General features: G+C 66.5%; 21 protein-coding genes and 7 pseudogenes. 14 read left to right on the forward strand and 14 right to left on the reverse strand.

The features are described 5' to 3' along the window. Position 1: 1 nt before the first annotated feature. The 4 genes from G4D79_RS30735 to G4D79_RS30750 are packed head-to-tail and all read right to left on the reverse strand — an operon-like array spanning position 2 to position 2,493. Positions 2–310 carry an MmoB/DmpM family protein gene (locus G4D79_RS30735; RefSeq protein WP_005568703.1) on the reverse strand — a complete coding sequence of 103 codons (309 nt, stop codon included), beginning with the start codon at positions 308–310 and terminating at the stop codon, positions 2–4. Positions 311–321: 11 nt separating this feature from the next. Continuing rightward, entirely contained in the window at positions 322–708 is a 387-nt protein-coding gene (locus G4D79_RS30740; RefSeq protein ID WP_064080096.1) for a Rieske 2Fe-2S domain-containing protein, read from the reverse strand. Next, positions 708–953 (reverse strand): toluene-4-monooxygenase system B family protein, encoded by a 246-nt coding sequence (locus G4D79_RS30745; protein WP_118605635.1) that lies wholly within the window; start codon positions 951–953, stop codon positions 708–710. Before G4D79_RS30745 ends, G4D79_RS30740 begins: the two co-directional genes overlap by 1 nt. A 13-nt stretch (positions 954–966) precedes the next feature. After that, positions 967–2,493: a YHS domain-containing protein gene (locus G4D79_RS30750; RefSeq protein WP_118605632.1), complete on the reverse strand. Its 1,527-nt coding sequence runs from the start codon at positions 2,491–2,493 to the stop codon at positions 967–969. A 448-nt stretch (positions 2,494–2,941) separates the two neighbouring features. On the opposite strand from G4D79_RS30750, the gene G4D79_RS30755 reads away from it, so the two are divergent. The 3 genes and pseudogenes from G4D79_RS30755 to G4D79_RS35490 form a co-directional block, all read left to right on the forward strand. After that, positions 2,942–3,610, forward strand: a complete 669-nt coding sequence (locus G4D79_RS30755; protein ID WP_118605629.1) for a YoaK family protein — start codon at positions 2,942–2,944, stop codon at positions 3,608–3,610. A gap of 145 nt (positions 3,611–3,755) precedes the next feature. Beyond that, positions 3,756–3,986 (forward strand): annotated as a pseudogene (locus tag G4D79_RS30760) (hypothetical protein); the annotation flags it as partial. Next, a pseudogene (locus tag G4D79_RS35490) lies at positions 3,980–4,154 on the forward strand (IS701 family transposase); the annotation flags it as partial. The pseudogenes G4D79_RS30760 and G4D79_RS35490, both read left to right, overlap by 7 nt. Before the next feature lie 370 nt (positions 4,155–4,524). Here G4D79_RS35490 and G4D79_RS30765 read toward each other — a convergent pair. Next, positions 4,525–4,959, reverse strand: a pseudogene (locus tag G4D79_RS30765) (ATP-binding protein); the annotation flags it as partial. Between the two features lie 119 nt (positions 4,960–5,078). Here G4D79_RS30765 and G4D79_RS30770 point away from each other — a divergent pair. The 3 genes from G4D79_RS30770 to G4D79_RS30780 are packed head-to-tail and all read left to right on the forward strand — an operon-like array spanning position 5,079 to position 8,832. Then, the gene (locus tag G4D79_RS30770) at positions 5,079–6,260 is read left to right on the forward strand and encodes a tyrosine-type recombinase/integrase (RefSeq protein WP_118605621.1); all 1,182 of its coding nucleotides are present in this window, start codon (positions 5,079–5,081) and stop codon (positions 6,258–6,260) included. After that, on the forward strand, positions 6,257–8,398 hold the full coding sequence (locus G4D79_RS30775) for a tyrosine-type recombinase/integrase (protein ID WP_118605618.1): 2,142 nt from the start codon (positions 6,257–6,259) through the stop codon (positions 8,396–8,398). The genes G4D79_RS30770 and G4D79_RS30775 overlap by 4 nt, the downstream gene beginning before the upstream one ends. Then, complete coding sequence (locus G4D79_RS30780) at positions 8,395–8,832, forward strand: DUF6262 family protein (RefSeq protein WP_118605615.1); 438 nt, start codon at positions 8,395–8,397, stop codon at positions 8,830–8,832. Before G4D79_RS30775 ends, G4D79_RS30780 begins: the two co-directional genes overlap by 4 nt. Positions 8,833–8,884: 52 nt before the next feature. Here G4D79_RS30780 and G4D79_RS34805 read toward each other — a convergent pair. The 7 genes and pseudogenes from G4D79_RS34805 to G4D79_RS34815 all read right to left on the reverse strand — a co-directional run. Next, positions 8,885–9,223, reverse strand: a pseudogene (locus tag G4D79_RS34805) (ATP-binding protein); the annotation flags it as partial. Beyond that, positions 9,220–10,791 carry an IS21 family transposase gene (istA, locus tag G4D79_RS30785; RefSeq protein ID WP_374223456.1) on the reverse strand — a complete coding sequence of 524 codons (1,572 nt, stop codon included), beginning with the start codon at positions 10,789–10,791 and terminating at the stop codon, positions 9,220–9,222. The pseudogene G4D79_RS34805 and the gene istA, both read right to left, overlap by 4 nt. Positions 10,792–11,025: 234 nt before the next feature. Beyond that, positions 11,026–11,216 (reverse strand): annotated as a pseudogene (locus G4D79_RS30790) (transposase); the annotation flags it as partial. 154 nt (positions 11,217–11,370) lie between these two features. Further along, positions 11,371–13,299 carry an ATP-binding protein gene (locus G4D79_RS35335; RefSeq protein WP_118605612.1) on the reverse strand — a complete coding sequence of 643 codons (1,929 nt, stop codon included), beginning with the start codon at positions 13,297–13,299 and terminating at the stop codon, positions 11,371–11,373. Positions 13,300–13,485: 186 nt separating this feature from the next. Next, positions 13,486–13,941, reverse strand: a complete 456-nt coding sequence (locus tag G4D79_RS30800; RefSeq protein ID WP_118605609.1) for a hypothetical protein — start codon at positions 13,939–13,941, stop codon at positions 13,486–13,488. A 266-nt stretch (positions 13,942–14,207) separates the two neighbouring features. After that, complete coding sequence (locus G4D79_RS30805; protein WP_118605606.1) at positions 14,208–14,621, reverse strand: hypothetical protein; 414 nt, start codon at positions 14,619–14,621, stop codon at positions 14,208–14,210. A 222-nt stretch (positions 14,622–14,843) separates the two neighbouring features. Then, positions 14,844–15,899 carry a hypothetical protein gene (locus G4D79_RS34815; protein ID WP_238704780.1) on the reverse strand — a complete coding sequence of 352 codons (1,056 nt, stop codon included), beginning with the start codon at positions 15,897–15,899 and terminating at the stop codon, positions 14,844–14,846. A gap of 238 nt (positions 15,900–16,137) precedes the next feature. On the opposite strand from G4D79_RS34815, the pseudogene G4D79_RS30815 reads away from it, so the two are divergent. Further along, positions 16,138–16,462: pseudogene (locus G4D79_RS30815) on the forward strand (thiamine pyrophosphate-dependent enzyme); the annotation flags it as partial. 220 nt (positions 16,463–16,682) lie between these two features. Here the strand turns inward: G4D79_RS30815 and G4D79_RS30820 are convergent. Next, complete coding sequence (locus G4D79_RS30820; RefSeq protein WP_118605603.1) at positions 16,683–17,237, reverse strand: hypothetical protein; 555 nt, start codon at positions 17,235–17,237, stop codon at positions 16,683–16,685. A 210-nt stretch (positions 17,238–17,447) separates the two neighbouring features. Between G4D79_RS30820 and G4D79_RS30825 the strand changes: the two genes are divergently transcribed. From G4D79_RS30825 to G4D79_RS30835, 3 genes and pseudogenes are all read left to right on the forward strand, one after another. Then, on the forward strand, positions 17,448–18,005 hold the full coding sequence (locus G4D79_RS30825) for a TIGR03086 family metal-binding protein (RefSeq protein ID WP_118605600.1): 558 nt from the start codon (positions 17,448–17,450) through the stop codon (positions 18,003–18,005). A gap of 103 nt (positions 18,006–18,108) precedes the next feature. Beyond that, positions 18,109–18,564 (forward strand): annotated as a pseudogene (locus tag G4D79_RS30830) (TetR/AcrR family transcriptional regulator); the annotation flags it as partial. A gap of 26 nt (positions 18,565–18,590) precedes the next feature. Continuing rightward, entirely contained in the window at positions 18,591–20,747 is a 2,157-nt protein-coding gene (locus tag G4D79_RS30835; protein ID WP_118605594.1) for a LuxR C-terminal-related transcriptional regulator, read from the forward strand. 50 nt (positions 20,748–20,797) lie between these two features. Here the strand turns inward: G4D79_RS30835 and G4D79_RS30840 are convergent, their stop codons facing one another. Beyond that, the gene (locus G4D79_RS30840) at positions 20,798–21,256 is read right to left on the reverse strand and encodes a hypothetical protein (RefSeq protein ID WP_147343816.1); all 459 of its coding nucleotides are present in this window, start codon (positions 21,254–21,256) and stop codon (positions 20,798–20,800) included. Between the two features lie 247 nt (positions 21,257–21,503). Here G4D79_RS30840 and G4D79_RS30845 point away from each other — a divergent pair, with 247 nt between their 5' ends. From G4D79_RS30845 to G4D79_RS30860, 4 genes are all read left to right on the forward strand, one after another. Then, positions 21,504–22,289, forward strand: a complete 786-nt coding sequence (locus tag G4D79_RS30845; RefSeq protein ID WP_147343815.1) for a carboxypeptidase-like regulatory domain-containing protein — start codon at positions 21,504–21,506, stop codon at positions 22,287–22,289. Positions 22,290–22,402: 113 nt separating this feature from the next. Then, positions 22,403–23,464, forward strand: coding sequence for a pentapeptide repeat-containing protein (locus tag G4D79_RS35340; RefSeq protein WP_118605588.1), 1,062 nt, complete (start codon positions 22,403–22,405; stop codon positions 23,462–23,464). Next, positions 23,461–23,769: a DUF2510 domain-containing protein gene (locus G4D79_RS30855; RefSeq protein ID WP_072816302.1), complete on the forward strand. Its 309-nt coding sequence runs from the start codon at positions 23,461–23,463 to the stop codon at positions 23,767–23,769. The genes G4D79_RS35340 and G4D79_RS30855 overlap by 4 nt, the downstream gene beginning before the upstream one ends. A gap of 479 nt (positions 23,770–24,248) precedes the next feature. Continuing rightward, positions 24,249–25,340 carry an IS110 family transposase gene (locus G4D79_RS30860; protein ID WP_118605585.1) on the forward strand — a complete coding sequence of 364 codons (1,092 nt, stop codon included), beginning with the start codon at positions 24,249–24,251 and terminating at the stop codon, positions 25,338–25,340. Positions 25,341–25,837: the final 497 nt, after the last annotated feature.

A 25,837-nucleotide genomic window follows, 5' to 3' on the forward strand; every position in this document is an offset into this window, starting at 1 on the left:
ATCAGTTGGTCCTCTCCAGGTACCACTCGATGCTGTCGTCGGAGGTGAGGACGCGGCCCGAGAACGAGGCCAGCGCCTGCTCGAGCTGCGTTATCGGGTAGGTGTAGCCCAGCTCGTCCTCCAGGGTGGCTCGCGTGAGCACGCACCGGCCGGGAGTGTGGATCCGGACGTAGCCGCCCTGGTCGTCGATGGTCACCGGCAGATCGGGGTTGTCCCGCTCGACGGCGGCCATCACGGCCTCGGCTAGGGCGGGGTCGAAGCCTCGGATCACCGGGCCGACCAGCTTGGCGGCACTGTGGGTGTTGGTCATAGGGTTGGCCTTCAGCTCTCGTAGGACTTGAGGTAGTGGGTTTGGCCGTCCTGCGGGATCCCGATGCGGATGATTCCGTCGTTCGCCTCGACCGGGTAGCGGTACAGCGTCGAGCCCTTCGGGTTGATGCCGTTGCCAGCCTGCATGTCGAACTCCCAGAGGTGGCCCGGGCAAGCGAGCACACAGGTGATCTCGTCCCACGTGCCGTCGGCCAGGAGCACCTCCTGGTGCGGACAGAGGCCCTGGAAGGCTGCGTACGTGCCGTCGAGGTGGTGCACGATGATGACCTGCTCACCCTCAACCTCGGCGTCGACGATGTCGCCCTCCCAGATGTCCTGCGCCTCGGGAACCTCGACCCACTTGATGTCGACGTCTGCGGCGACCTTCATCTCGGCCATCACACATACCCCACTTCCACGACGTCCATCGGGCCGAAGCCGGCGCTGGTCACGGTGGCGTCCGGCGCGACGGGGGCAGATTTGTGGCGGACCTGCATCGGACGGTCCTGGGCGGGGACGCGATGTCCGACCGCGTGGTAGGCCACCTTCTCGGCGACCTGCGTCATGGTGTCCTGGTCGTCGACCGGGACCAGCATGAGGACGAAGTCACCGTCGAACATGCCCTGCAACGGGAAAAGTGCCATGTTCCGTTCTCCCTCACTTGTCCGCGCCGACAGGCAACTTGCCGGGCACGTAGGCCTCGGCGGCCCATTCGTAGTTGGTCGCGTCTTGGCCGCATTCCTCGGGCGAGAGGCTCATGTAGGCGAGCGCACCGCCCAGGTCGGGCGGCTGGATCTCGCCGCCGAGGAACCGGTCGATCAGGCTGGTGTGCCCCTTGAACCGGTCCGGGGACTCCTCGAAGATCCACTTGCAGGGCACCGAGCAGAAGTTGTACTGGCGTCCCTCGTGGATCAGCGTCTGCGGCAGCGGGCTGTCGAGTTTGCCCGCGTTGAAGCCGGCCGGCGTGCAGATCGGGATGTGGCACATGTTGCAGATCATCGGCAGGGTCTCGGGCAGCGTCGCTTCCGGCTTGCCCGCCCGGATGTTGTCGCCCATGACGTCCCAGTGCCGTCCGAAGTTCTCGTTCCAGCCCGGGTACTTCTGCTCCAGATAGTCCCGCTCCTCCGGCGCGACGCCGGCGTCGGGGTTCCACCAGACCGTCGGCCGCCAGTTGTAGACCCCGAGGTGGTAGGCGTGGTGCAGCCAGTCGAGTTCCGGCAGGAAGTATTCGTCCCAGTACCACGGCTTCTCCAGGCCGAAGTCGCGGAACTGCTCCAGGAACTGCTTGACGATGAACTCGCTCATGAACTCCTTGAAGGAGTGGGCGCGGTGCTCCAGTGGGGTGTAGTAGTCCATCGACAGTCCGGTCAGCAGCGCGAAGACCTTCCACGAGCGCCAGAACATGTGGTCGACCAGCTTCTGGGCGACGTCCTTGTGGCCCTGCTCGATGAGTATCTTCACTGTCGGCTCGCCCTGTTGGGAGTGCCGCGCCTCGTCGGTCTGGATCGAGGAGATGAGCGAGCCGAAGTCCACGTCGCCGACTCTCATCGCGTCGGCTGCCATGCCCAGGAACTGCAGGTTGGTGAAGCCGGTCTCGAAGGTGAAGGTCAGCTGGATCGCGGTGGACACCGCGTCGTTGGCGGTGAACATGTCGTCGAACAGGCTGCGGGCGGCGAGCGCTCCCCACTCGTTGGTGTGGAGGGCCTTGTGGGCCCAGTCCGCTCGCGGCTCCTTCGCCAGCAGGCCGTACGGGAAGTACGTCTGGATCTGGCCGTGGCGGGTCTCGTCGAGCGTGCCGTACATCGCCATGTTGCGCCACGCGGCGGCACGGCCGAAGCGTCCCATACGGGACTCGCCGATGCCGGCGGAGTACTCGGGGACCGCGATGGCGCCGTAGTGGGCGAGGATCGCCGACTTCCAGCCCGGGTCGAGGGACTCGAAGATTTTGGAACGGCCGATGACCGCGTTGACGGCGTAGACCGAGGAGTCCTTGCCGAACTGATTGTGGACGTACTCGGTGTACGTCACCTTGTAGGGTTCGTCCCAGGTCCACCAGTCTTCGGCGGCGACGCCATAACTGTTGGAAAGCTCCTCGGGGAAGACGTCCTTTTCATCAACGTAGGTGAATGTCCAGTTCATGTCTCGCGTGAGGTCGTACCACTGCGACCGCTCAAGGCTAGGCACCTGATGACTCCTTCGGATGGGGGCCGACGCGCGCTGCGTTGGGGTTCCCGAATTAGACCACCGGGTGATGGCCATCACAACGGAGCTTTTCCATTCAACGGAAGTCGATTCCGCCGCCCCCGAACAGGGGCGCGCGCCCCGGGGCTAGCGCGACCCCAACGCGGGGCCGCGTGGCGCACCTGCGGGGCCAACCGTCCGCGGGGTCGACCCCGGCGACGAGGCACCGACCGAACGCGGACTGCGCGACCTCGCCGCCGAGGCTGCCCTCCATCCGCGGAATGATCGAAAGAGATTCTGCTGCAACAGAAGAGCGCCCCGTTGGCCGAACGGGGATGCTCGTCGATCCTCAGTGGGCACCCCCCGGCGAATCCCGGCTCGATCAGGCTTCGGGAACGCGGAATCGGCGGTGTCGTGTGCCTCATCCCTGCCGAGTCACCAGCATTCGAGCGTGGTCGGATACGGACGGAAACTCCAGGGGTTGGCAATCGCCCTGCCCGCCCTCGCGGGGTTCGTCGACGCGCTCGGTTTCGTCACCCTCGGCGGTGTGTTCGTCTCGTTCATGAGCGGCAATTCCACCCGCATGAGCGTGGGCATCGCCGACGTCAACTGGTCGCAAGCCGCACTCGTCGCGGGGATCATCGGACTGTTCCTCCTCGGCGTCGTGCTCGGCGGCGTCGTCGCGGAAGCCACCGGCCCGGACCGCCGCACCCGAAAAACGTCCGTTCTGGCCGCGGTGTCCACACTGCTGTTCGTCGGTGCGGTGGCCGCGGGGCTCGGCTGGACACCGGTGGCGGTCGTCGCCATGACGCTGGCGATGGGTGCGGAGAACAACGTGTTCCGGCGCGACGGCGAAACCAGCGTGGCGCTGACCTACATGACCGGCGCACTGGTCAAGATCGGACAGCGTCTCGCCGCAGCGATGTTCGGAGGACCCCGGTGGACCTGGCTGCCCTACCTGGGACTGTGGGCCGGGCTCGTGTCCGGGGCCACTCTCGGCGCACTCGCCCACCGCGTATTCGGTCTGCACGCGCTGTGGATCGCGACCGTGGGCGCGGCAACGCTCACCGTCGCCGTGCGATTCCTCCCCTACAGCACCGGGCCCACCCGGCCGATGTGAACACCGGGGCCCGGGCTCGCAGCCGCACAAGAGCATTCGATATGCAGGTCGGTGCGGTGCCGTGGGTCGCGCGCGCCCTGGTGGGTATTGCGGCAGCATCCGTCGCCGGGGTCGATGACACCATGACGATGCCGCGGGCTGCCGCCTCTACAAGGACGTCGCCGGCGACCACGTGCAGATCGTGACGGTGCCGGAACAACTTCCCAACGTCCTCGGCGCGCGCGGGGGCCACCGGGAAATCGAGCAGGTCGCAGACACTCTCGGCGCCGGAGCCGCCGAAGCGCTGCTGGGTGAAGACGTGGTGTCCGACGAAATGCCTTGGGTCACCGGATCCATCGGCCTCCTGGGCACCCGGCCCAGCTGCGAGATGATGCGCGGGCCAACTTTTGGTTGGCGGCCCTGCCCGAGGATGCACCCCTGTCGGAATTGGTGCGTCTGGCCAAGATCCGCTGGCGCAGCGAACACGACTATCGGGAGCTGAAAACCGGTCTCAGACTCGATCATCTCGAGGGCCTGTCCTGGCTCGGGTTGGCATCAAAATATCTTTGGCCCTGTGCAATTCGGCGACCTTCCTGCGGCGGCAGCGAATCTCGTCGTCGTCTCGTTCACCCGACACCGGCGTGGCGGGTGTGTCGGATCGGTCGGCGTCCTCGATCCAGTTCCGCCGCGTCGCCGGCTTGATGGCAAGCAGCTCGCCGACGTGGCGGCGGGCTCCCAGTTTCGAGTCTCCGGACTCACGGATCAGGTCCCGATACATCCGGACAGCACGCTACCGGGTCTCGGTGTCGTACTTCCTCGGTGCAGGCATACCAGTGTCAAGGGACATGAGGGCGTCCCTGTAGGCGGACAGGTGGTGTCCCTGTGTGCGGACAGCTGATCTCCCTGTCGGCGGTCAGCTGATCTCCCGCACCTGGTCAGGCCAAGGGCATCACCCCGCGTCCGGCGGTGGCGTCCTGCAGTCGCAGCGAGGTGCCCTCGGTGATCACCACATGGGCGTGGTGCAGCAGCCGGTCGACGGCGGCGGTGGCGAGGGTTTTCGGCATGATCGTGTCGAAGCCGGAGGGGTGAAGATTGCTGGTGACCACCACGCTGCGCCGTTCGTAGGCGGCGTCGACGAGACGGTAGAACGCCTCGGCGGCGGCCTGACCGGACGGCAGCATCCCGATGTCGTCGACGACGATCAACTCGGCCCGGGTGATGCGAGTGATGGTCTTGGTGATCGATCCGTCGACCGCGGCCCGCCCGATCGCGGCGGTCAATGATTCGAGACTGAACCAGGACACCCGCATCCCGGCGTCGATGACCGCATGCGCGAGTGCCTCGACGAAGTGGGTCTTGCCGGTTCCGGACGTTATCGACGGGTGTTCGTCGACTCTCAGCAACGTCTCCGACGACCTGTGTTGACCTTGCTCTGTGATCGTTGTTGCCAGGTTATCGCCGGGAGCGCAACAACGTCAGGAGCGAAGCTGTGGCCTACTGTGTGGCAGTACGGCCGCCTGGTGGGCGCCGGACATGGACGGTGATCGACGGCTCGTATCGGACCGTCGCACCGATCGAGCAGTGGCTCGAAGCGCATCGGCACCTGTGGTCGCCGAACACGGTGCGCGGGTATGCGACCTCGCTGGCGCAATGGTGGACGTTCCTCGAACAACGCGGCGAAGCCGACCGGTGGCAAGACATCGGCGTCCCCACAGTCAGTGGGTTCCTGTCATGGCTACGCAACGGCCGGACCGTCGAACACAGTGTGATTGCACCGCAACACATGCCGGCACCCTCGACGATGGAGGCACGCCTGGCGGCAGTGGTGTCGTTCTACCGTTGGCAGGAAGCAGTTTTCGGTGTCCCGGTCGCGGGGAGGCTGCTGCGGGGACCGGCGCGGCGGATGCCTGCGCGGGCGCTGCTCGCGCATCTCGATGCCCGATCAGCCCCGCGGCCCTCGTCGTTGGTGCGGGTGCGCAGCCATCGCCGTGGTGGCCGGCCACCGGTGCTGTTGCCGGCGCAGATCGAGCAGATTTTGGATGCCTGCGCCGTACTCGACCCCACCACCGGGGACTGGACGGGGAACCTGCGGGACCGGTTTCTGTTCGCGTTGTTGGCCGAGACGGGGATGCGGTTGGGTGAGGCGTTGGGATTGCGGATCGGGGACTTCGCGATGGGCCGGGGCGGGACGGCGTTCGTGGAGATCGTGCCCCGGGAGGACAACGCGAACGGGGCGCGGGTGAAGATGATGCGGCCGCGGCGGGTGCATGTCGGCGCCGATCTGGAACGGTTGTTCGCCGACTATCTGACCCACCTCGCCTGCCGGGCCACCGACCTGGGACTGCCGCTGGGACTCGAGTCGCCGTTGCTGGTGAATCTGGACCGGCCTCCGTTCCTGTCACCGTTGCGGGAAGGAACGGTTCGGGACAAGGTTGTTGCATTGCGGCGCAAGGGCATCGGATCCGACGACTGGACTCCGCACTGGTTCCGGCACAGTCACGCCACCGCCCTGCTACTGGCGGGAACACCGGAGTGGGTGGTCACCCGTCGCCTCGGCCATGCCCATGTCCAAACAACGCTGGACCTCTACGGCTGGGTTCGCGAGGACGACGCGTTACAGACCGCGGCGAACTGGCCGGCGCATGCGTCCGACCGGCAGGCGAGGCAATGACCGGGCCCCGGCCACCTTTCCCGGGTCGCATCGAGACCGCAGATCCGATCTGGCGACTCTGGCACGAGCTTCCGCCCCAATGGCGCGGACCGATCATCGGACCCGAGGTCGAGAACTGGGACAAGATCACCGAGAACGACTCGGCCCGGATCCGGCTGCACGATCTGCCGGAGACGATCGCCGCCGAGCTGGCCTGGATGGCGCACTGGCAGGCACGCGACGGCACCCGATCCTCGGTCTTGGCGACCAACCAACTGGCCAACATCATCCGACGAGCGATCGGTGACCGGCATCCGTTCCCGCCGTCGATCCGGGCGATGGACTGGGATCAAGCTGCTGCGCTGCAACGCTGGTTCTATGCCACCCGGTGGGGACGGCTCCCGCCACACGGCAGCATCGCCCGGCTGCGTGTGCTGTTCCGGTTCGCGCGCTTGGCGCTGGTGGCGCGTTGTCACGACGGGCACTGGTGGCAACTCGACGACTGGCACCCCCGCTGCGATCCGCGGATTCCGCTGACAGAGCGGGAACCGCAGGGCAACTACGGATGTTCACCCGGACAGATCCATCATCGTTGGCTGCGGGAGGCCGCGAAATGGCAGCTGGGGACCGCCCTCGAAGCCGGGACCTTGCGATGGTCGACGGTCAGTCAGGAACGGATCAAATGCCTGACCCGATTCGATCGGTGGCTGAGCACTATCGACGATCCGCTGCGGGTTCTCGGTGACCCCACCGACGCGAGCGTCCACGCAGCGACGTTCCGGAGGTGGGACACCGACCCTGCAAACCGGCTGCTGCGCAACAACGACCGCCGCTTCGCCGACAGATCGGTGCATCCCCGGCAGATCAACGACGATCTGCGCGCAGTCGGTGAGCTGTTCGCGTTCGTTGCCGGCAACCGCGCCGCCGCCCCTCGGCTGCTCGACACCGCACCGTGGTCACCGGTGACCGAGGCGCACGCCGCCGGCTGGTTGCGGCAGGTCACCCGCATCAAACACACCCGCGAGATCAACGACGCCCACTACGTCGACGACCACGCCATGAGCCAGATCCTGGCGGCGTTGCCGCTGCTCGGCCTGCCCCGCGACCAGCAGATGCTCATCAGCGGTGACGGTGGCACATCCGTGGCGGCCGACGGTTTCGACGATCCGCAGGCCATGCGGATGATCCTGCTGCAGATCCTCACCGGTCGCCGCGCCAGTGAGATCCGCACCTGCCGTTTCGACTGCCTGTCCGCGCCACCGGCCTCCGCGGTCCCCGGCGAGCAGATCACCCGATTCCACTACGCACAAACGAAGATCGACAGCGCACCGGACACCATCCTCGTCGATCGTCAGGTCGCCGAGATCATCGGCGAGCAGCAACGCTGGGTGACAGGCAAGTTCCCCGACCACGAACCGCGGTTTCTGTTCGTCCAGCGCAACGGCAACCGCACCGGCGGCAAACCCTATCCACCGGGCACCTACGCCTGGGTGCTGCGCGAGTTCAGCGACCGAGTGCAGATCACCGACAGCCGCGACCGGCCGGTCCGGCTCAGCCACACCCACCGGTTCCGCCACACCCGCTTCACTCGCCTGGCCGAGCTCGGCCTGCCGATCCACGTGCTGCAACGCTATGCCGGCCATGCCACTCCGACGATGACCATGCACTACATCGCCGCCCGACAACAGCACGCCGAACAAGCATTCCTGGCGACGGTGAAGTTGAAGGCCGACGGCACCCGGATCCAGTTCTCCCGCGACGACCACGACAGCCTGCACCTGTTCGACCGAGCCGATCGACGTCTGCCCCACGGATGGTGCCTGTTGCCGCCGCTGCAGACCTGCGACAAGGGCAACGCCTGCCTGACCTGTTCGGTCTTCGTCACCGACGCCACCCACCGAACCGTCCTGCAACGTCAGCTCGACGACACCACCGAGCTGATCAACCGCACCACAACAGAATTCGAGGACACACACGGCCGACCGATGCCCGACGACAACATCTGGCTCACCCACCGCCGCACCGAACAGCAGGCGCTGACCCGGCTGCTCGACGCACTGCCACCCGAGCCCGAGCGCACCGCCGGCAGCTGCTGCTCCCGGCCCGCCGTCGCCGGACCGATCCCGCTGCCCCTGCCCACCCCAAGGACACAACCGTGACCACCCCACGAGCAGCCCGCACTGCCGCCCTGATCGCTGCCGCCAAAGCCAAATCCGTCCGCAAGACCGCCGATGCCGAGCAGGCCATCCGACGCCTCATCAAACGTGGTGAGCGCATCACCTTCCAGGCCGTTCAACGCGAGGCCGGTGTCTCCCATGCCTTCCTCTACAACCACCCCGAACTACGACCACGCATCGAACGACTGCGCGCCGAGACCACTCCGCCGGTCGGCACCGACATCCCCACCGCGGACTCGGAGAGCACTCTCGTCCGAGTGCTCAGCCGGCAGATCACCGACCTGAAAAAGCAACACCGCACCGAAGTGCTCGCGCTGCGGGACGCTCTCGAACAGGCTCACGGTGAGAACCTCGAGCTGCGTCGGCAACTCGACCGCACAGGCGCAGCCGCCGAGTCACGTTCCATCGATCGCTGAAACGTCGTAACCAGCATCGACTCCTGAGTTTCGGGACCAAACCGGCGATAACCGACGGCCCGCTGACCGCCAGATTCTCGGCGCGATGCACCCACTCCAACGTCGCCAGCGCGTGCTGGGTGGGTAGCGGGATCGACGAATCCGACTCGCGCCAGGAGGAAAACGTCTTTCCTGCGGGAAGGCCGGCGCTCTTGCGGCGCATCGCCCTGGTGGCCTCGTCCCGGCCCCGGATCTCCTCGTCGAGCAGAACCTTGAGGACCTCGGCCGGATCCCACCGCTGCGCCTTCGCGGTGGCCAGCACCTCCGGTGCGGCAGCGCGCAGATAGGGCAGACGCATCCGTTTGAGCACCGCCAGCAGGTCCTCGGGCAGCGGCGGCGGAGTCGGGTTCACGAGCCTGCTCCCGCCGCCGTGGTGCCGAATCCGGCCCAGGCACCAGTGCCGGGCTGGGCCGAATGGGCCTCGTCGGCAACGACATTCCCACTGGAAGGGGTGTCGGCATGGTGGGCGACGATCGCCGGCAGGTCCGACTCGGCGAACCGGCCGGCCTCGGCGGCGACCGCCAACGCCGCATCGACGGTGTCGGCGCCGACGAACGCGGCCAGTTCGACCGCGGCGGTCATCTTCGCGCGGATCCGGACCGTGCCGGCAGCCGAGGCGGCGATCAGCCAGGTGTGCGCGCCGGAACCGAGTTCGAGGAACCGGGCCTCGGCCGCCGAACGGGCCCTCGGGATCGGAGGCTTCGGGGCACCGCCCGGTTCCTGCGGGTGGTCGGGGTAGTGCGCCGGGTCGATGCTCGGATTCCCGGGCGTCGAGAGTCGGTGCCGGGCAACCTCACTCAATCCCTTCCTGTTCTGGGCCCAGGCCGGGGTCCGGGGCAGGGCGTCGAGGTCGGCGACGATGACCAACTCGGTGCCGGCGACCCGCACCCAGACTTCGGCGCCGACCAGTCCGGGCGGGGTCGAATAGCGCACCGACCCGAACCGGATCGTCTGGTCGGTGCCGACACTGCGGGTGGTGCCCAACGCCAGCGTGTGCGGGGCCGACGGCAGGGTGTGCAGGCGGGCGCGTTCCTCGGCCAACGCCTCGGTGGGGATGCGGGCGCTTTCCCGATGCCGCCGACCGTTGACCGTGGCGCAGAACAGGTCGCAGGCGGTTTCGAGGTCGGCGAACGAGGCGTAGTCCGGCAGCAGGTTCGCCTCGGTGGGCACCAGGTCCGCCTTGGCGATCTTGACCGTGGCTTCGCTGCCGCCCTTCGATTCCGGATCGAACGGGACGCAGGTGTGCACCGTCATGCCGTAGTGCCGGGCGGCCTCGACAATCTGCGGATGCCGTACCGGAATCCCGGCGACGTGATCGATGCTCACGGTGCGGGGATTGTCGGTCAGCGCGTAGGTCGGCACCCCACCGAAGCGGCGCATCGTGGCGTCGAGACAGGCGATCAAGGTCGGCAACGTTTGGCCCCAGACCGGGATCACCACCCGGTAGCGTGACCAGGCCAGCCAGGCGCAGAACAGCAGGGTCGAGCGCATCAACCCGTCGGGCCCGGGTACTTTCGGTCCTGCGCCCCAATCGAATTGCATCCACAAGCCGGGTTCGGTGATCCAGGGCCGGTAGGTGCGGCGATGCCCGGCCTGCCACGCTGCCTTCGCCTCCGCCACCGCCCGGCGGGTGGTGCGTTCGGTGCCGTCGAAGCCGAGCTCGATCAGACGTTCGTGGACGATGTCGGCACGGACCTTGCCTTTGCTGCGGTCGATCCACTCTTCGATCTTCGCCAGGTAGTCGTCGATGAGGCGTGGTCGCCGGGTGGGACCGGCCAGTGCCAGCCCCGCGTCACGGGCGGCGACGTAGCGCCGGACGGTTTTCGGATCGACACCGGCCAGCTGCGCGGCGGAATGCGCGCTGCCGGTCGCGTCGTAGGCTTCGAGAATTTCCATGATGTCCCTGTCAGACTTCTTCATGCGTCCCTCCGGTGGGAGTCGCTCGGTGGTGGTCGAAGACCTCGAGCAAAACCCCGGAGGGGCGTCTGGTTCAGGACCGACACACCGCCGGCCCCCATGTCCCTCGACAGGGAGATCAGCTGTCCGTCAGCAGGGACGAACGTGTCCGTCTACAGGGAGATTGGCATGTCCGCTTTCAACCAGCATTCTCCTTGCCAGATCAGCAGGCTCCACCTCGTCCAGGGCGGTTCACCGCTCGCCACGGATCGAGAAGCCGGATCGATGGGTGACCGGGGCGATGCCGGCATAGGCGGCCAGGTGCGCCGCAGACTGGAATGCTGAGCTGTCTCCGACTTCGACGACTTCGAGGGGGATGCGAGCCGCGGTCCCGATGCCGATACCGGGCATCGACTTCAGGACCGGGAAAGGGGGTGGTCGTCGAGCGCTTCGTGGGTGAGCGCGACGTCGGCGCGGGACAACGCTGCCAGGATCGGCACGTAGGCTCATGTGCGAAGCCGGTTCAGCGTGGTGCATGGGTTGGTGGTGGCCACAATGGCGTCGTGGACAGGCTCAATCTGTCAGCGTTCTGTCGAGAAGATGTCATTGTACGTCGCGGGTTGCAGCGATCCGATCGTCGTCGGGGAGCCTGCGCGGACGCTCGACGATGCTCCATGCGGGTTCGATTCCCGATCCGATAATCAGCGAAGCTGGAAGGTACACACTGGCAGTGATCCCGCGTGCCGCGCCGGCTTCGGTGGTCGGGCGGAGCCGTACCTGTAGTCCGTGGCGCTGTGCGACCCGCCCCACCACATATAAACCCATGTGTCGGGTGGCCTGTGCATCTGTCTCCGCACCTTCGGCGAGCCGGTGATTGATCCGCGCGAGTTCCGCCGAGGGAACGCCGATTCCCTGGTCGACCACTTCGAGAAGTAGGCCCTTCTCGACGGCGGGTGAAGTCATGAATGCTACAGAGGTCGTTGGGTCCGAGGCTCGGAGGGCGTTGTCGAGCAGTTCGGTGAGCAGGTGGATCAGATCATCGACGACGCCACCGACCAGAGCTACCGGCGGTACCGCGCCGAGGCGCACCCTCTCGTAGTTCTCGACCTGAGAGACCGATGCTCGCATGACATCCTCGAGGGGCGTGTCCGATCGGGCAGTGCGGCGACTGCGGGTGCCGGCCAGAACCAGCAACGACTCACCCGTGCGGCGCATGCGTGCGGCCAGATGATCAAGTTCGAATAGGTTCTGCAGTCGCTGCGGGTCGCGCTCCTTGTACTCGAGAGATTCGATCAGCGCGAGTTGGCGGTCGACCAGGGATCGGTTGCGGCGGGCCAGGGTTTCGAACATGGTAGTGATTTGCCGACGCAGCGTGGCCTGCTCGGCTGCCAGCAACAGTGCCTGGGTGTTGACCCCGTCGACGGCGCGAGCGACTTGCCCGATCTCTTCTGCGGTATCGACTCCGATGGGGTCGATCGTGACGGTGGCGGGGTCGGTGTCGCCGCGGATTGCAGCGACCGCGGTGGGCAGATCTCGGTAGGCGACCCGGGCGGTGTCGTCGCGCAGTCGCCGAAGAGACGAGACCAACACTCCCGTCAGGGCAAACGTGATTGCAACCGTGCAGGCAACTGCGAGCGCGACGAGGACCGCGGTGCGAATCGCCGCCTCCCGCGCAGCGTCCCGCTCTGCGTCCAACTCGGCAACGATTCGACCGACCGCGACGTCGATCAGTCCATTGCGGATTGCGACGCCGGCGAGCAGTGAAGCGGTCAGGTCGGGCGCACGTGTCGGCAAGGAGGTCGGGCTGAGCAGCAGCGAATGCCGCTGCTCAGCCTCTGCACGCAGCTCCGCGAGCGCCTGCTGGTCATCCTTGGTGCCTCGGAGTGCCGAGAGCGCGGCACGTTCGGAGGCGAATGCTGTTTCGAGCAGGTTGCGGGCCGCGTCCGAGTCTCCGATAGATTGGGTGTACGCAGCGGTCTGGTCGAACAACATCAGGACAGCGTGCCACAGATCCAGAAGACGTCGTGACTCGCCAAGCGCGGTAACATTTTCCATCTGATCGGTCAGGGCGCGTACCGTGTGCTGCACCTGCAAGCCGAAGGCTCGCATCTGTTCGATCCGCAGTGGAATGGCGGTATCCGGCGCGGTAGCGGCACGGGTCAACTCTCGGCCGTCGGCGAGGATTCGGGTGATGTCCTCGGACACAACGGAGTCGAGGTCCTCACGTTTCGCAAGAGCTTCGACGGGTGCCGTGTAGTCATCGAAGACCGCATTGTTCTCGTCGACGAAGATCCCGAACGCCCTGGCCCCTACAGTCGCTGCGACGCTGGTTGCGTACCGCATGATCGCCGGCAGAGCCGAAATCTGTTCGGCGAGTGCCGCCGAGCGGGAGGCGCGTTGCATCCCGTCGGCGATCTGCACTCCGCCGAATCCGCTCAGCACGAGCAGCGGCACTGCGACGATGACGGCGGCCTTCGTACGGACACCCCAGTCACGGGGATGGGTACGCAGAGGTTCGGCCGAGTTCCTCACGAGATCGAGACCTTCCTTGCAGTGTCGGGGGAATGCGCGCCGCCGGTATCCTTAGGCTGGTGGCAATGCCAGACGCGTCGAATCACGTTGATACACATGATATCTGCGAGATCGCAGAATGCGAGGTGCCGACGAGCATGTAGTCAAGGGTTCGGATTGGCTGTCCCGGTGATAATTTCGACTCGTTCATGCATCGACGACCGAAACCAACGCAATCGTACGCAGCGCTGTCACGGTGTGGGTCAGTAACCCCTTGACGACGAGCTTGCGCTTGAGGATTTCACCGAGAACGGACATGCCGCGGCTGGTGAAGAAGCCAACCGGAACCAGGCCGCCGGCCTTCATCGGCAACTGCGACACGTCGATAATTTGATCGACGGTCGCCATCACCGTCACCGAAGGCTTGCCCACGATGTCGTTGTAGACCACGGCCTCGTTGCTGCCGAAGATGATGGTGCACGCGGTGTCGGTGTCGGTGCTGTAGATCGACACCGGGCGTGTGATCCTTCGTGCGAAAGCGGCTCGTGACGGGAAGTTGGCGAGATTCTGCCCGAGCAGCATCCCGACGATGCCGGCGACGCCGTTGGCGTCCGGACCGTCGTAGAGGGAGACCGAGTAGGTCGCGTTGACGACGGATGTCATTGATTCTCCTGGGTTTCTCAGCGCATGCCAGAACTGGTGGTTTGTAGTGGGCGGTCACCGTCGGGGATATTCGGGTGAACGGCGTTGTCCGGGGCGTCGACACGGCTGTGGGGGTCCCACCCTTGGCACGTCACAATGAGAATCATGTTCCGTCCGGTGAGATTCCAGCAGGCGTGAGGAACGCTGGGACAGGCGATGTGGTGAAGGCAGAGCCAGGCGCGGGACTTCCGAGAGCTCTCGGAAAGCCCCGCGCGACCGGTGCAGAGTCAGACAGCCCACTCGGTGGGAACCTGACCCCAGGTGAGGAGGAAGTTGTTGAAGGCTCCGGCGTTCTCAATTGCCGCGGACATCGGTCCCTTCGAGAGCTTGATGGCGCCCGCCATCAGGAGTCTTCCGCCTTCCTCCTTGCCGTCGGCTGCCAGCTTCCAGCTGTCCAGGCTTCCGTTGAGAACGATCCACAACTCGTCGTCGACGAACGTACGTGGCGTCCATGAGACGATCTTGCCCCGGTCCCATTCGATGTGAGTGACGAGATCTTCGCGTTCGATGACGGCAAATCCCATCTTGTTGGTGAAATTGGCAGCGTCCTTGAAGCCCTGGTGAACCGCGGCGTTGGCGTTGACAGCCTTGCGTGCGGCGTCACACCATTCCTGGGAGAAGAACTTGACGGCGTCGGTCATCGACCTGATCTCCTTTACTTGGTGCTCTTTCTATCGGCGCGGGGTTGCGCCGCTCGGTTGTTGCGGTATGTGAGGTCAGTTCCGTGCCCACCCAAGGACACTCACCGACCGTTCCCTACCGGAGGTGGTCACGCCGGACTGATGACGGTCTCTGTTCGGTTCCACTTCTGCCCCGGTGGGACGTTTCAGACGGTCCGCCGTCCTACCCGTTTCACGAGTGGATCAGACGGTTTCCAAGGTTCGTGCGTGCGATGCGAGGCGCTCGTCTCGTGCGGACGTCCCGGTGAGGAGACCGGCGCCGCCGAGGATGATCAAGGCAATGCCCGGCAGTACAAACCACCAGGTCAGTGTCGTGGTCGCATGTTCAGCGGTGGGGATGCTCGCTGCCTGCTGGAAGTTCCCGACGTTTTGGTCGATGCCGGTCACGAGACCGGCGAACCGTGGGAGGATGTCGTCGAGCTGTGCCATACCGTCGGCTACAGCGGGGAAGTTCTCGACCATGAAGGCCTGGAACTGGGTCGGGTCCATCCTCAGGCCCTGCATCAAGGCCGGAACCGTCTGGGTCTGCAACTGGTCTGCCATCTTCTCGATGACGGTGAAATCTGCACGTATCGAGGCGGCGCCTTCGTCGGTGAAAACCTGGTCGAATGCACTGGTCAGGTCATCGACGGCGGAGGCTTTGGCCGGGACCGACAACACCCACGGCGCGCCGACGAAGACCAGGCCGGTAACGACACTCGCCACCAACGTTGCTCGCGACAGGGTTGTTCGCGACAGGTTACGGCCGAAAACCAAGGCCCCGGCAGCGAGCACCACCAGGAGTGCTCCGGGAATCAGGAACAACAGCGGAACCGTGGTGCTCGGCAGGAAATTCGTGGGGATCTCGTCTGCGGCACGGAAGTTCGGAGCCTGCGCGTCGAGGCCGGTCACCAGGTTCTGGAATCTCGGCAGGATCGTGTCGAGCTGGCCGACGCCGGTGGCAACGTCGGGGAAGTTCTGGCCCATGAATTGCTGGAACTGCTCCGGGCTCATCTCCAGAGCAGCCGGCAGTGCGGGGAGGGTTTGCGCCTGCAGTTGGTCCGCCATCGCCTGAATGGTGTTCATGTCGGCGCGTGTCTGCTCGAGCGCCTGCGGCTCGAAAGCCGCCCGCAGGTTCCCGGTAAGGGATTCCACCCCTTGCGTTTTAGATATCAGACCGGTTGCGAACGGGAAGACGAACAGGAGCGCACCGACCGCGGCCACGCCTGCGAGAATCGCCGTCTTCGTTGAGCTGGGCACCTGATGACTCCTTCGGATGGGGCCGACGCACGCTGCGTGGGACTCCGTGAAGTAGAGCACCGGGTGACAGGAGCCACAACGCGGCTTTCCCATTCGGCAGAAGTGAATTCCGTTGGATCTCGAGCGCATCGAGAACCGGATTGGCGCGAAGTGCGGTGGACACCTGTCAGTGAGGTCTTCTCGGTGAGCCGACCTTGACTTGAGCCGAATCACGAAGAGACGCAGAGCCCCTGGTAGGGCCGGCTCATCTGCCAACTGGTACGCCCGGCAGTTTCGCTTCCGCGGGAGGATCCGCGGCACGCTCGCGACGATGGGGCCCGGGGTTCCATACGGAATCGACGCCGAAATCGGCCATCCCGAACGGCCCGTGATCGTTTTCGCCGGGGACGGCTCGATGCACATGAACGGGACAACGACCTCAACCAGGTCACCCGGGAGAAGCGGGCCATGGACGGGAACCGACATTCGTTGATTCCCAAAAACTTCCGGATGTCGACTATGCCGGGTTCGCCGCAAGTCTCGGCCTGCACGCCATCACCGTCACCGTGCCGACGAGCGTGTCTCCGTCCTCGTCGTGCGTCTACCGGAAACGCGCCCGCGACCGGTGGTGCTGCCGCAGGCGAGCATGCCGTCCGCCGCGGGACGTGTGGCGCCGTCGATGACGTCGCGTCCGTCGGCAGCGCGGATCAGGTGCCGCTTCGGTCCGGTCGTCGTCCCGCTCTCCTGGTGCCGGACCCGCCGTCCCCACCGGTCCCGTTCAGACCACCCGAGTCGAACTCCGGGTCAGTTCTCGGTGGTGACCTTCTGACCGGCAGCGTCGAGAACCCACCACACGCCGCCCTCGCCCTGGCCGTCGACCTCGCCGGCGGCGTTGTCGTCGACATAGAAGTAGAGCGGCCATCCGTTCACCGTGATCTGCTGGGTGCCGTCCGGCCCCGGAATCGTGCCGATCTCCCCGCCCACGCCGGCGACCTGCGGGGTGGACGTGTCGGTGGTGACCGGCGGCCACTCGACGAGGCACTCCCCGGTGCACGCGCTGGCCCCGGAGCCGGGTGTGTCGCGGTCGAAGATGTAGACGGTCATCCCGCGGCCGTCTACGACGATGTCGCCCAGTTCGGAGCCCGCGACCGCAAGCGCCGCGCCCGCCGTCTCTGCCGGTGCGGTGGGCGCGCTTTCCGTCGTGCGGGCACTCTCGGTGGTACGCGTCGCCTGGTCGTAGGCTCCGCTGTCGGTGTCGGTGTCGCCGCCGTCGTCGCTGCAGCCGGCCAGCACCAGGACGGCTGCGACCGCCACCGGCGCCGCGGCCCGCGCATATCTGTTCCGTGCGGATCTGCTCATGGGATCGGGTCCTTCTTCCTTGTCGGTGCCCGTACCTGCGACCGCGAGGCAGGGGCCGGAATCTGGCGGACGTACCGTCCACCGACCTCGACGAAACCCTGATGGAGGCCTGTCCATCCTCCCACCGGCACGTTCGGATCGGCGCGGATCGGGGACTGCCATCCGGAGATTTCGCCCCGGGGACGTGGCCCGCGGCGAACAATCGACCCCATGACGAACGCCGTGTCCCCTGCCGACCACTACCGCGATCTCGCCGCCAAGTTCACCGCCATCGTCGACGCGGTCCCCACCGACCGGTGGAGTTCGCCGTCGCCGTGCGACGGCTGGACCGCCCGCGACCTGGTGCAGCACGTCGTCGACACCCAACGCGAGATCGTCACGAGGGTCGGCCTCGAGTTGCCGCCCGGGCCGTCGCCGGAAGCCGACCCGGTCGGGGCGTGGGCCGCGACCCGCGACGGGGTACAGGAGATCCTCGACGACCCGGCCCGCGGAAACCTGGAATACGACGGCTATTTCGGGCGGACATCCCTCGCGGCGACGGTCGACACGTTCTACACCTTCGATCTGGTGGTGCACGGATGGGATCTGGCGCGCGCGACGGGACTCGATGAAACCATCGCCGCCGCCGACCTCGATTTCGTCGAGTCCGCGGCGGCCGGGATGGGTGAATCGATCCGTATGGAGGGCGTGTGCGGCCCGGCCCTCGAGGTACCCGAGGGCGCCGACCGCACCACCCGGGTCCTCGCGTTCCTGGGCCGGCAGGCCTGATCGTCACTTGCCGGCGTCGTGCCTGGTCGTCGTCGTGCAGACGGTCGCCGACGGGCGGCACCCATACCGTCGTATGTCCGATTGATGCAGGTACGGTGCATCCATGCGCGCCCGCCCGTACGCCACCACGAACCCCCACCGGCTCGCCGCTGCCTTGCTCCAGGTCGCAGCACGCAGCGGCCTGGACTCGGCGAGCGTGCGCGAGGTCGCGAGCGAGGCCGGGGTGTCGATCGGCGCGGTGCAGCACCATTTCCCGACGAAGGACGAGATGCTCGCGTTCGCCTTCCGGGCACTCGCCGACCGGGTCCTGGGGCGGCTGAGCAGCACCGATCCCGATATCGACCCCTCCCGGACCCTTTTCGCCGCGCTGAGCCAGCTGCTGCCGCTCGACGAGCAGCGAGCCAGCGAAGCGCAGGTGATGGCGGCGTTCGCGGTCCGCGCGGCCACGTCCCCGCCGCTCGGCGCGATCCGCCACGCGACACTGTTCACGATGCGCACGGGGGTGTCGGCGGTCCTGATCCGGATGGGCACCCCGGAGCCGGAGACCCGGGCGAGCCTGCCGACGCCCCCGCGGCACTGAAGAAGATGCTGATCCTGCTCGAGCACTGCCCCGCTGCGATCGCCGTCGTGACGGTGCACGGCGCTGTCGAGCTGCCACCCGAGCTTGCAGCCGGTGGTCTCGACCACAGTTGGGTGAGCGCACATCATCTGTGTTTCTCTCCCGAAGAGATGGAGCAGTTGTGCCGATCCCGAGGCCTGGCCGTCACCGCTGAGCGACGCCCGGAACTGTGCAGCGAACTCGGTGGCGTGCCGTCACTTGTCGCCTCTGCGGTAGCCGTGCTGCGAGTCGCTTCGGCTGCGGCGACCACCACCGGACACTCGGAACCGGCGCTGGAGCAAGTAGTCGGGGACTACGCGCACCACCGGCTCAGCGGACTCGGTGAGGACGCCCGCGCCATCGCTCTGAAAGTAGCGGTGATGACGACATTCACCGACGCAGACGCTACCGAATACGTGGGAGGCGAAGCGTCCGCGGAGTTTCTCGACCAGCTCGGCACGGTTGGACTGATACTCGGGACATTCGACGGTGTGCAGCGCCGCTGGTCGTGGCCTCCGGCAGTGCGGGAGGTGGTCCTCGGGATCACGCGTGCACACATGCCCGCATGGGTGGATGAAACGTTGACCAGGCTGGCCCGTGAGCGTCGGGATGCGGATCGTCACGCGGAGGCTGCCGTATATGCCGCCGAAGCCCGGAGATGGGATGTCGCAGCACGCATCCTCGACGAGAACTGGAGCCGTTTGGTCGCCAGCGATTTCGAGGTTCTGGTGCGGCTGCTGCGAGCGGTTCCGGACTCGGTGACCGATGAATTCCCCGGGTTGGCTGCCGGAAAGGCACTTTTCGTGAACGCCTTGACAGGCCACCCGCTGTTGGACATCGAAATATCGTCCGACCCGAATGAATTGACTTGCCTCGGTACAGAACCGGACGCGGCCGCGGCGCTGCACATCGGCACCGTCCAGGCCATCGCGCTGAGGTTGGCGGGGAACCTGCGCGAGGCCGGCGATCGGGCACTGGCGATGGTGCCCCTGGTGGAATCGATGCTGGTGCACCAGCCCGGTGAGGTGACTGCACAACTGCCGACTTTGCGGCTTCAATGGGCGATCGGCATGCAGCTGGCCGGTGACCTCGGCCAGTCCACTGTGCAGTTCGAACAAGCGTACCGAGATGCGCTCACCCCGGGTTCGGATTATGTGGTGCTCAACGCCGCCGGGAGCCTCGCGGCGAACTGGGCGTTGTCGGGGGATCTCACGAGGGCCGACGAATGGCTTTCTGCCGGCTCGCGGGTCGATATCAGCGTCGGCTACTGGGACGAGATGATCCGGGTCGCGGGTCGGGTCGGTGCCGCACTGGCCCACCTGGATCGTCTCGACGCGGAGGGTGCCGCCGTCGAACTGGACCGGCTCGGAGTTCCGGCCGCGGGCGAAGAACTCTGGGGCCTTGTTGCCTACGCGCACACTCAGTACGCGCTGACTGCTGGGGACGCGTACGCGGGTTTGACGGTCTTGCACCGGATTGTCGACGGCCACCGGCGTCTCCTGCAGGACGGATCCCTATCGCATGTACTGCTGACCGCGGCGGAGATCGACTTGCATCTCGCACTCGGACACGGGAATCTCGCACGTGCCGTCGCTGAAACCGACACCACCGGCCATCCGCTCGTTGTGGTGGCCTCAGCGCGAATGGAACTGCTGACCGGAAACCCCGAGGCCGCTCGGACCGTGCTCAAGAGAATCTCGTGGCCCGACAGCGGATGGCTACGGGCCCATATCGAGGCGCTGCTGATCGAGGCCGGCGCCTGGCTTCTCACCGATCGCGACGCTGCAGTACGTGCGTGGAGCCGCGGCACCACTCTGGCCGAAGCTCTCGGCAATCGTCGGGTCCTGATGACTGTGCCGGCAGATACCAGGCGCGAACTCGCACACGTGAGCGGTGCCGCGGTGCCCGAAAACCTAGCGGCCGAAGTGTTTCCCCTCTCGGTGCCGGAAACGGTACTCACAGCCCGTGAACGTGAAATTCTTCTCCTGCTGGCCAATGGTGTCGCTCGGAAAGACCTGGCGAAGACGATCTACGTCTCGAACAACACCGTCAAAACTCATCTACGCAGAATCAACGTCAAGCTCGGGACCGGCAATGCCGTGACCGCTCTCGCCCGTGCCCAGGAACTCGGCTTGCTGTCCTGATGTCCGACGACCACGGTTCCGGCGAGGACGCGTTGCCGCGGGTCACCGTGTCACGGCAGTGATCGGTTCATCGGCGTGACAGTGAGGTCCTCGACGACCGGATCGTCGGCGTCCACATCGAGGTGGCACAGAACCTGACCGGTCTCGTCGAGGAGGGCGTAGCGTCCCGGCACCAGACCGGCGAAACAGAACTGTCCGTCGGAGGCGGCCGTGGGCGGATCCGCCACCGGACCCGGCGGTCGTGTGCCGTGTTCCGGCGTCGAGTTCACAGATCGCCGCCCTATCCGGCCATTGCCGCCGCACCGACCCGCACTCGAATCGCTGCTGGTCTCACCCGGTGTTGTCTGTCGACGCTCTTCGCGGTCGGAACCTTCCGGGTGTTCCGGCGAGGAGCCCCGACGCAGGTTCCATCGGCGAGTCCCTCCTTGGTGTCGACGCTCGTCGATGGCGTGGGGGGTGGGTGTCGGCGGTGCCTGCCCGATGCTGCGGAACGCAGCCCGATGTGTCATGTGCCGCCGCTGCGTCGGGCCGGACGTCCGCCGGACCCGGCCGGTTCTCCCCTCCGGATGTCACCCCGGATGTCACCCGAACAGGAGATAACGGACAGCAGGTACCCGAGGATTCAACCTGTGTCGGGAGTCCAGGTCGGAACATTCACCAGTGTTCCGACTCAGCGGGGGCGTCAGACGAAAGGCACTTCAGGTGAAAATCTGTGTTCGAGTGTGGGCAGGTGCGGCGGTTTTGGCAGGATCATCGGTGATCACGATCCCGGTGACGGCGACCGCGACGACTCCACCCTCGATACGAGAACTCCAGATCGAGACCGACCCTCACAGCTCGGACTACGCGGTCATGGTGCGCCCGCCGCACACCGGCCGCTTCACCCTCACCCTCACACTCGCACCCTCACGGGCCTGGGGCCCGATCCCTGCCGGGTGCGCACCCGAGTCTCACGTAATCGACCAGGTCCTCAACGTCGAAGACCAGGCACCGGCGGGCACGGCGGCGTTAACCCGGTCGGTGATGGTCTGCGAACTCGGCGCACTCGACGCCGGAACACAGCACACGATCATGGTTCCGGTGTCGGACCAGGTGTCGGCCCTCTCCGCGGCCGGATCCGTGTTCACCGCGAATCTGCACTCGGGCGAGACATTCCTCGACCGGGCCGACCACCCCGCAGCGCCGGTCACCCGGTGCGCCCCACCCGGTCGGGCGCCGATCCGGACAGCGGATGATCAAGACCCCGACAACGGTGCTGTCGCCGGGGCACCGGAGACAGTGTCGGCGGCGGCGACCGGGCAGATCGCCGGCCGCACCCACCCCGGTGCCCGCCTTTCCCTGACCGGGGTCGATGCCTGTGAGGACCGCATCGACCGCACGGTCACCGCCACCTCCGACGGACAGTTCCGTTTCGCCGGTCTGCTGCCGGGACGCTACGCCCTCCTCGACGAGACCGGTCAGGTTCTGTGCCACCTCGATGTGGACGCCGACGATCCGGTCGTCGAGGACCTCACTGTCACGCCGATGAACCGATCACTGTGAGTGCGGTGCACGCGGGACGGGGGTCCGTGGCGGTCACTGCCGTGACACGGTGACCCGCAACAACATTTCGGGGACATCAACACGCGCAGGGGGGCGAACAGGAAGAGTTTCAGGTGAAACGAACACGTCGCTATCTCCTCGGTGCCATCACGGTCATCGCCGTCGGCTGTGCGATCCTCGCCGGAGTCTCGGCCGTAGCCGCCGCCTGGTGGCAGGTCGACCTCGTATCCGGATGGACGGCCACCGCACAACCGGCAGCGACGGTGATGCTGGCGGTGGCGCTGACGGCCTCGGCAGTAATCTTCTCCTGGGGACTTGCCGAACAACGCCAGATGCTGACCGCCCACCGGCAACTCGATCTCGAACCGGCGCACGTGCAGGGTCTACGTACCCGCATGCTCGACGCGGCACGCATGCTCTCGCAGGAGAATCCGACCCTGAGGTTGGCTGCGGTATACGAACTGCTGGCCGTGGCCGACGACTGGTGCCGGATCTCCCGCCGATCCACCCATCCTCAACGCCTGCTGCTCGAACACCAACGGTGCCTCGATCTGATCTGCGGATTCCTGCGGGCGAATCACCGACTGGAACGGTTCGTTCCCGGCACCAGCGTCGGCGCGGGCGTCGAACACGACGAACGAATCGTACGCAAACAACTGTGCGCCGGTCTGACCACGCACCTGACCACCTGGAAACACCTCGGGCCGTTCCGGGTCGATCTGTCCGGTGCGGACCTGGCCGCGATGGTGCTGCGCGGCAGGTCGCTGCCGGGGATCATCGCTCGCGGTTGTGTGCTCACCGAGGCCGATCTGTCCGGGTCGGACCTGGCCGGGGCTGATCTGACAGAGGCGGTCGCGGCGAACACCCGGTTCACCGACACCGATCTGACCGGCACGAATCTGACCAGGGCCACCGCACCGTATGCCTCATTCACCGGTGCCGACCTGACCGGCGCCGACTTCACCGACACGGTCCTACGAGGAGCCCAGCTGATATCGGCCACCCTCGAGCACACCGACCTGACCGGGGCGGACCTGCGCGCCGCGAAACTGATGCGGGCCGACCTGCGTACCGCGACGTGGGAATCGGCCGACTTCGGCGGTGCGGACCTGACCGACGCCAAGCCTGCTGCGGCCCGTGACCGGTCCACCACGACTACGACGGGCCACAAATGACCACCACAGAGCGCGCACTGGGATGGCACCGGGACCCGGGCAACGACGGACTGCAACGCTGGTGGGACGGCACCGCCTGGACCGCGCTGGTCCGCCCGATCCCCCGGCCTCGGGTCACCGACGTCGAGACGGCCCCACCATCGGAACCGGCCCCGCCGCGCACACCGATGTCCACCGACGCCAAACGCGCACTGATCATCACCGCGGTCGCGGCCGTGCTGTTTGCGGTGTGGGGATACACCACCGTCGTTGGTGCGAATCCGCCGTCGCCACCGTCGGTCGCCGAACAGGACACCACTCCTTGACCGCTCGAGGGGGCGTTGCAGCGCGCACCGGAGAAGCGGGAGAACCCATACCGCAGCGCGCCGGTCTCCCGCACTACCGGGCGATCATTCACTCGAAGGGCCGCAGCCTGCGGGCAAGGCACGTCGTCGCTGTGAGGCGACAGCGCTACTTGCCGGTATGGACCATGATGACCTAGACGATATGGAGTGACACACGGCTTGTTGTGAGAGCGCTCCCGTTGCGCCGGGGCGTCCCTCGGTCGCATGGAAAGGTGCGCCCGGTGCGGGGCGGTGTCAACGTCGTTCATGCTCGCTGCGCTGCGCGTGCTCCACGTTGACATCGCCACCCGTGCCCCGGGCGAGTCAGCGGTGATCGAGGGACACCCCGGGAGGGGGTTGTCGACCACACTGGCGGGCCGGGGCCTCACGCACAAGATTCGTGGGTTACCGAGCAGACGAACCCGCCTGTCCGGCCTATCCGACAATTGTGGGAGGCCCCGGTGTTTACCGAGCGTACGAGCGTTGGACTGGACGTGCACGCACGTTCGGTCGCGGCAGCAGCCATCGACAGCGTCACAGGTGAGGTGTTGCAAACCCGGCTGACCCCGTCCTACGAACACATCCGATCCTGGATCGCGGACCTGCCGGGTCCGGTAGCGGTTGCGTACGAGGCCGGCCCGACCGGGTTCGGGCTGTACCGGGCGTTGACCGACGCACAGGTGCGGTGCGAGGTAGCCGCCCCGTCGAAACTGCAGAAACCGGCCGGAGACCGGGTCAGAACCAACGCCCGTGACGCTGTGCACCTGGCCAGGTTGCTGCGACTCGACGAGATCACCCCGGTGTCGATCCCGACCGTCGATCAGGAAGCGGCCCGGGATCTGGTACGGGCCCGCGAAGACTGCCGCGGCGACCTGATGCGCGCACGCCACCGCCTCTCCAAGCTGCTCCTCCGACATGGCGTCGTCTACTACGGCGGCGCCGCCTGGACCGGAGCGCACGACCGGTGGCTGCGCACCGAAGCGGCACCACAGCTGACCGCACCGGCCACACGGATGGCGTTCGACGCCGACTACGACCACGTGCTCACGATGCAGGCCCGCCGCGGTCGCCTCGACACGGCGATCGAGGACATGGCATCGGATAGCGAGTTCACCCCGGTTGTGCGCCGCATGTGTTGCCTGCGCGGGGTTTCCACCTTGACGGGGTTCGGTTTGGCGGTGGAAATCGGTGACTGGAATCGGTTCACCGGCAACACCATCGGATCGTTCCTCGGGTTGGTGCCCTCCGAGTACTCGTCAGGCGCGTCGCGGGTGCAGGGGTCGATCACCAAGACCGGAAACACCCACGCCCGCCGGCTGCTGGTCGAAGCCGCCTGGCATCACCGCCCGCGGTATCACGTCGGGGCGGTCATGCGGCAACGGTGGGACCAGGCGCCGGCTGCTGCCCGCGCACGCGGTGATGAGGGCAACCGTCGCCTGCACGGCAGGTGGGTGGGATTCCTCGAACGCCGCAAGCGGCCGACGGTGGCGAACGTGGCGATCGCCCGCGAGTTGGCGGGCTGGTGCTGGTCGTTGGCGGTGATGGACTGCTGAGGACCCATCCCTGATCTGCTTCGCCGACGAGTCCGGTGGTGACAGCGCGTGGATCGACCCGCGACACAGCTATGAGCAGGCCGTTTCGGGCCGACGCTCGACCCTAGACACGCGGATGCGATCCAGCCGAAAAACCGTCCTGCGGTAGTCAACCCGCGTATATGCCCCCGCAAGCGGGAGGGACCCCCGTCTGACCGCGCGTCGCTTGTCGACACGCTCACCACAAGGACTTGTCGACGAAGCGCAGAGGCGCCTCCAGGGTCGCTCCCCGGAGGCGCCTCACTCTGGCCTCTTGACAGGCTTCTCTACATATCAGCTGTGATGTCTAGCCCTCCACGCCCGGTACGCGCAGGCCAGTATGCCCGATGTGCCCGAAGCCGACGCTCACTCGGACACTGACGACACAAAAAGTCCCCCACCTGCGTGAACAGGTGGGGGACTCGTGGCGGTGGCGGAGGGATTTGAACCCTTGCGGACCTCCTTGCGTACACAACGAC

The sequence above is a fragment of the Rhodococcus sp. WY5 genome (genome assembly GCF_018588185.1).
GTDB classification, from domain to species: domain Bacteria; phylum Actinomycetota; class Actinomycetes; order Mycobacteriales; family Mycobacteriaceae; genus Rhodococcus_F; species Rhodococcus_F qingshengii.

Coding starts and splice junctions, on each gene's coding strand:
- G4D79_RS30735 (WP_005568703.1), bottom strand. CDS start 310: ATGACCAACACCCACAGTGCCGCCAAGCTGGTCGGCCCGGTGATCCGA.
- G4D79_RS30740 (WP_064080096.1), bottom strand. CDS start 708: ATGGCCGAGATGAAGGTCGCCGCAGACGTCGACATCAAGTGGGTCGAG.
- G4D79_RS30745 (WP_118605635.1), bottom strand. CDS start 953: ATGGCACTTTTCCCGTTGCAGGGCATGTTCGACGGTGACTTCGTCCTC.
- G4D79_RS30775 (WP_118605618.1), top strand. CDS start 6,257: ATGACCGGGCCCCGGCCACCTTTCCCGGGTCGCATCGAGACCGCAGAT.
- istA (WP_374223456.1), bottom strand. CDS start 10,791: ATGAAGAAGTCTGACAGGGACATCATGGAAATTCTCGAAGCCTACGAC.
- G4D79_RS30800 (WP_118605609.1), bottom strand. CDS start 13,941: ATGACATCCGTCGTCAACGCGACCTACTCGGTCTCCCTCTACGACGGT.
- G4D79_RS30805 (WP_118605606.1), bottom strand. CDS start 14,621: ATGACCGACGCCGTCAAGTTCTTCTCCCAGGAATGGTGTGACGCCGCA.
- G4D79_RS30820 (WP_118605603.1), bottom strand. CDS start 17,237: ATGAGCAGATCCGCACGGAACAGATATGCGCGGGCCGCGGCGCCGGTG.
- G4D79_RS30825 (WP_118605600.1), top strand. CDS start 17,448: ATGACGAACGCCGTGTCCCCTGCCGACCACTACCGCGATCTCGCCGCC.
- G4D79_RS30835 (WP_118605594.1), top strand. CDS start 18,591: ATGCTGATCCTGCTCGAGCACTGCCCCGCTGCGATCGCCGTCGTGACG.
- G4D79_RS30840 (WP_147343816.1), bottom strand. CDS start 21,256: ATGACACATCGGGCTGCGTTCCGCAGCATCGGGCAGGCACCGCCGACA.
- G4D79_RS30855 (WP_072816302.1), top strand. CDS start 23,461: ATGACCACCACAGAGCGCGCACTGGGATGGCACCGGGACCCGGGCAAC.